This is a genomic window from Blautia sp. HCP3S3_D9, from assembly GCF_052063845.1.
Lineage (GTDB): Bacteria > Bacillota > Clostridia > Lachnospirales > Lachnospiraceae > Blautia_A.
The window spans coordinates 1-4,616 of record NZ_JBQHWS010000189.1 but is presented as its reverse complement, the minus strand read 5'-3'; the positions used below and the strand labels follow the sequence as shown (position 1 = coordinate 4,616).

At 36.4% G+C, this 4,616-nt stretch carries 4 protein-coding genes; all 4 read left to right on the top strand.

Annotation, left to right across the window (positions count from 1 at the left end):
* The first annotated feature begins 144 nt into the window (after positions 1–144).
* The 4 genes from ACTNES_RS19510 (at position 145) to ACTNES_RS19495 (ending at position 3,761) form a co-directional block, all read left to right on the top strand.
* On the top strand, positions 145–576 hold the full coding sequence (locus tag ACTNES_RS19510; RefSeq protein ID WP_441040446.1) for a hypothetical protein: 432 nt from the start codon (positions 145–147) through the stop codon (positions 574–576).
* On the top strand, positions 570–737 hold the full coding sequence (locus tag ACTNES_RS19505; RefSeq protein WP_441040445.1) for a hypothetical protein: 168 nt from the start codon (positions 570–572) through the stop codon (positions 735–737). Before ACTNES_RS19510 ends, ACTNES_RS19505 begins: the two co-directional genes overlap by 7 nt.
* Before the next feature lie 442 nt (positions 738–1,179).
* A complete protein-coding gene (locus ACTNES_RS19500) occupies positions 1,180–2,655 on the top strand; it encodes a VPA1262 family N-terminal domain-containing protein (protein ID WP_441040444.1) in 1,476 nt (491 codons plus the stop codon).
* Entirely contained in the window at positions 2,652–3,761 is a 1,110-nt protein-coding gene (locus ACTNES_RS19495) for a hypothetical protein (protein ID WP_441040443.1), read from the top strand. The genes ACTNES_RS19500 and ACTNES_RS19495 overlap by 4 nt, the downstream gene beginning before the upstream one ends.
* The last annotated feature ends 855 nt before the right edge of the window (positions 3,762–4,616 follow it).

Genomic DNA, 4,616 nt, shown 5'->3' with positions numbered 1-4,616 from the left:
ATCTTGGAACTTCAACATAATGATGCCTCCTTTCGTTGTATTCCCTACAAATAGGATAGCACATTTTGTTGAAGTTTCTTTATATTTATTTTATCTAGCACAACAAGTTAAATTACAAATAAAAGCTGGTCAAGGGAGAGGCTTATGGATGTGAAAGACAGTATTTCTGTAACACTAAAGACGATAGATGGAAAAGAAACGAAAGATCAGTCAGCAAAGAATATTTTTTCATATAAACCAATTATGAGTAATATTCTAAAATATACTGTAGAAGAATATAGAGACTGCTCCCTGGAAGAAATTATGAATTGTATAGAAGGTGATACGATTCAGACAGGAACCGCGTTGGTAGAAGAGGATATGGCAAAAACCATACGTGGAGAGGATACAGAATTTCGTACGACAGATGAAGCACCAGCAGCATTTGATATTCTGTTCCGTTCTTTAAATCCAAAAGCAGAAAGGGACTTTTGGATCTCTTATATGGATTATTTTCCGGAAACCAGAAAAAAGTATTATCATATATTCCAGATTCGGATAATCAAGTTCGTCAGAAGGAGGTGTCTGATATGTTAAGTATGATTTCTTATGCAGAGGAAAATGGGATAAAAAAGGGCGAAAATCGATTAGGAGCACTTATAAATATTCTATTAAAGAATAAACGTTATTCAGATGCTGAGAAAGCATCTGAGGACGAGGTGTATCGTGAACAACTATATAAAGAATATAAATTATAGAAATGGGTGGTTATTTTGAAAACTCCGGGGACTTAAATTTTCGACGACTGGTGATGCTCGAAAGGGTGCTCGTTTCAATCGGAATTGGAGTCTGCATTCTATGAAGTCCAGGTTTTAGTTTTTGCCATTCTAAAGATAGTCTCAGCATATTGTGCTTTTGTCAAGGACATTGAGGTCAGACCGTGCGTCCAGCAAAGAGCATGCAGTCCGACAGGTGGAAATTATAATATAATAAGATTTAGGTAATTAAACAATATCGCATACATAATACAGAAAATGTACTATTTAATCGGAGAAAAATATGTATAGAGAAAGAGTGAACGAAAAACTACCGACAGAATATTTGTTGCATGAATTTGATGAATTGATTTCCTGTAAGAGCCTTGGTAGTTATAATTGTTGTGAAATGGTTTCGATATATTTATGCCAAAGAGAAAAGGAAATGCCGGATAATGTATATACAATTTTTGTATTTGAAACAAGACCGAACGTAGAAAAGAGCTCGGAGAGACTTTTAAAAAAGCTTAAAAGTATTACTGATACATATTCATTAGGAATACAGAGAAAGGTGCTGGATGTATCAGAAGTTCGAAGTATTTTTGAATTGTTATGCAACAGTAGAGATAAGAAGGAAGTAGACATCGGAGATGGAAGGTTAGAAACAGGATATCTGGAAGGGGTATCGAAAGTTTTTATTCAGCAGGACAGTACAAAAGAGATGTTTTTAAACAAAGTATTAAAAAATAATTTTATTAATGGAAGTTATATTTTGGAATTTTTTGACTGTGATAAAAAGATTGTAAATGTGTTGAACACAGTGCAGTTCAGAAAGATGACAGATACAATATTCGATGCAATTCCAATTGATTTGTTTTCTGTATCAGATCGTATTGGGAATTTTGTGTTTCAATTTCCGTCAACGAATGTAAGGGTTTCTTATAAAAAAGATGATATGGAGAGACAGTTAACGTATGATGTGTCATTTGATAAAGAATGTGAGTCAGATGATCAATTTCTGGTATTGTCAGAAGGCGTTTTTGATGATTCGATTATTTCATTTGGTACCAGGACATTTAAACAGGAAGGATGTAATACTACATTTGAAGTTGGTGATGCTTCCCGATTTTGCAGGACAACGATAATTGATGTAAAACGGCAATTGATTTTGTCGCGTCAGGAAACAAGCTTTATAAGAAGAATGACGTGTGTGCTGCAGATGGGTGCACAGTATGGAGAACAGCGTATCATTTATGATGAAACAGGACAGGTTGTTGACACTATTGAACTCATATCAGCGGAGAATGTTAATATAGAACAACCTGTTATTCGGACGCGAGATAGTCATATACATAAGCGTCAGTATAGCAGACGAGTTGATGAGTTATATGCCAGAGCTGAGTTTAGACGGTATGGAAGAGATTCAGAACCGCAGAAAGCTTTGAAAGATGTGATTGCATTGATGAATCGTGCACAAACAGGGAAAGTGTATCTGTGGGATCCTTATCTGACAGTTGAGGATATTTTACATACTTGGTATTTTACGAAAAGTATGAATGTAACGTTATATGCAATTACATCTGGTGAAATTGCCGAAAAAAGTAAAATGAGTGTATGTGATTGGATAGAACAGCAGCAGGAAATTATGGAGAAAAGGAGTAATCATTATGGTATACATGTAGAGCTTAGATGCCAGTGGGCTGATTATGGTTACAGTTTTCATGATCGTTTTCTCATGGTGCTTAATTTAGATCAGGATACCTCTTCTGTCTGGTCACTGGGTACATCTGTGAATAGCCTTGGAAATAAACATCATATTATTCAAAGTGTGGAACATCCACAGATGATGATAGACGCATTTGAAGAATTATGGAATGAGCTGGATGCTCCGGAATGCCTGGTATGGAAGAAAGGAGTATGATGGAGAAGACAATAAAAAAAGATATTTGGGAAATGATCAGTTCGGTGAGTTATAGTACTCATATTGCTGGTAACGCAGGAAGGGCTGATCAGAAATTTTTTGAACATTTGCAGGAAGGTATTGCTGATAATGATTTGGATAAGATATATGAATTCATTGATGCGTATGAGAGGGGAAAAAGTATAAAACCTGATGAATTAGTCTGCAGATTGTTTCAAAAAGCATATAGGGAGGACTCTGCACGTTTATGCCAGCTTTTGGCAGAGAAAAATAACATTGTAGATTATTGGATATTTCTTTCAACTTGCTGTGAAACAGATATGCTTGTGGATTTTGCAAAGATGGATGTAGCATATCCTTGTTTCTATTATGAATGTGCCAGGATTTTGTTGAAACGGACATCGGGTACAGATGAAAAATGCAAAGAGGCAATAATTGCAGCGGTCAAGAGAATTGCTGACAGGGATTTGGCGTTGTGGGAACGCTGGGTACAAAGAAAGGAACATAATACAAATTGGCAGCAGCTTCTTTTTAGTGTTCTTTCTAAAGTCAGCAGAGAAGCGCTGAAGTGTTTTGCAAAGACGATTAATCTGGATATGATGCTGCAGAATCATAAAGAGGATATTGTGGCTCGGGAATTTGAAAGGTTATCGGATACATCAAAAAAATATATCTTAGAAAATATAAGTAAAGATATTTTGGAGAATTGGAATTTATTGTTCGAGAAAAAGAAGAAAAAACATGAGAATTTAAGAGAAATATGGTTTTCTGGTTACTTTAGTTTAATTTTGAATTCTCTTCAATATGATTTGAAAAATAAGGAGGAGTGGAAACTTAGTTTTTTAAATTACGAAAAAATATTAGAAAAAGATATGTATGCATGGTATGAGAAAACGACACATATGTGTTGCGCTTTTTTCTATGATATAACGCAGATATTTTATATTGTACTGGCAGGGCAGGAAAAGCAGATTATAGAGGCGGATGAAAGCGTGACTCAAAGTATCAGGAAGATACAGTTATTTATACGGCGGCATGAGGATTACTGGAAGGATCATGTTAAACAAAAAATAGAACTGGAACATAGACTAGAGGCGATGTTGTAGATTTAAGTGGAAATTCATAACCAGTAAAGGGCATATGTCTGGGTCTGACCCTATGAAGTGCATGAAGAAGAAGCTTATGCTGAATGGAACAAAGCAGTCAGAGGAGAACATTTTGATAAGATAGAACTATCACAGGAAAGAGCTTTCACTAAGTACTGCTAGTGTGGCTGACACCTTAAATCCGATATTGAATCCGGGTATACAGACCGGAGGGTTGGCAGGCAACGAAAAAACCTGATAGCGATTCCAGACGTATGGGCTAGAGTGTTTGCGGACAACGATAAAATCAGTCATAAAGGGAGACGCACAGTACTGCGGTGTTGTAGTCTCCCTTTAAATTTTGTGGTGATACACAGAAAATTCAAAAAGAAAATTTTCAAAACCAATTGATAATATGATCGATGTTGAGTATAATATAGATGAAACCAAAAAGGTTTTCGCGTGGCGACACGTTAAAGCTGTACTCCGGCTGGGAAGGTTAATTACTGGCACTTTGTGATGCTCAGCAGGGTATCGAGGCTGATGACCAGCATAAAACATGCGTATTAAATGATACCAAGCGGAAACGCTTTTGATTGTCGGGGCAGAGACATTAAACCTGTCTGAGTGGTCGGAATGGAGACTGAAAACCCATTCGAGTGGTCGGGATGGAGACTGAAAACCCATCCGAGTGCAGAATAAACTGTGAAAAATTAGTAAAAGGAGCAGTATGGTGCTGCTCCTTTTACTTTTGTAGGAAGGAAAAAATATGGCGGAACAGAAGAACTTCAAGACAAGAGTGTAAGTGCTTCAAAAGAAGGCGTAGTGCATAACAGAAGTTTTTTTGTTATACTCACTACAGATTCATTTGAAGCA

Bases quoted from the DNA above. Each gene is read 5' to 3' on its own strand.
- ACTNES_RS19495 (WP_441040443.1), top strand. From the start codon at position 2,652: ATGATGGAGAAGACAATAAAAAAAGATATTTGGGAAATGATCAGTTCG.
- ACTNES_RS19500 (WP_441040444.1), top strand. From the start codon at position 1,180: ATGCCGGATAATGTATATACAATTTTTGTATTTGAAACAAGACCGAAC.
- ACTNES_RS19510 (WP_441040446.1), top strand. From the start codon at position 145: ATGGATGTGAAAGACAGTATTTCTGTAACACTAAAGACGATAGATGGA.
- ACTNES_RS19505 (WP_441040445.1), top strand. From the start codon at position 570: ATGTTAAGTATGATTTCTTATGCAGAGGAAAATGGGATAAAAAAGGGC.